Source organism: Streptococcus sp. KCJ4932 (genome assembly GCF_004352745.1).
In the GTDB taxonomy this organism is placed as follows: Bacteria; Bacillota; Bacilli; order Lactobacillales; family Streptococcaceae; genus Streptococcus; species Streptococcus ruminicola.
In genome coordinates, this window is record NZ_SJWW01000040.1 from 1 (window position 1) to 442 (window position 442).

1 protein-coding gene is annotated in these 442 nt (G+C 63.1%); it reads left to right on the forward strand.

Annotated features, from left to right (window positions below; all coding sequences use genetic code 11):
- Nucleotides 1-199: 199 nt before the first annotated feature.
- The coding region (locus E0E02_RS09520; protein WP_206282033.1) for a hypothetical protein at nt 200-442 on the forward strand (243 nt) is incomplete at its 3' end.

The window sequence follows — 442 nt, forward strand, 5'->3', positions numbered from 1 at the left end:
GTCAGAAGGTGACCTTCACGATCCACACCGTCGCCTCCGCGGGCGAAGGCATGGTTCGATGGGCGCCTGACGGCAAGCATGTCGTCGCCCTATGGGACTACATCGCCGAGCTTGACTGACCCCTCAGAACCGTCAGGGGGTCCGAACCATCGGACCCCCTGACGTGTTCCAAGAAACCTCTATGAGGAGCGCGGAATCAGTGGAAGAAGTGGCGAGTCCCGGTAAAGTAGAGTGGGACGCCGGCCGTACGGCAGACCTCGATCGTCTGGTCGTCACGAATGGAACCACCCGGCTCGACGATCGCAGCGATATGGGCGTCAATGAGCACCTGGGGACCGTCGGCAAATGGGAAAAAAGCGTCGGAAGCGGCGACCGATCCGGCGGCACGATCTCCGGCCCGCTCCACGGCGAGCCTGCAGGAGTCGACCCGGTTCACTTGCCC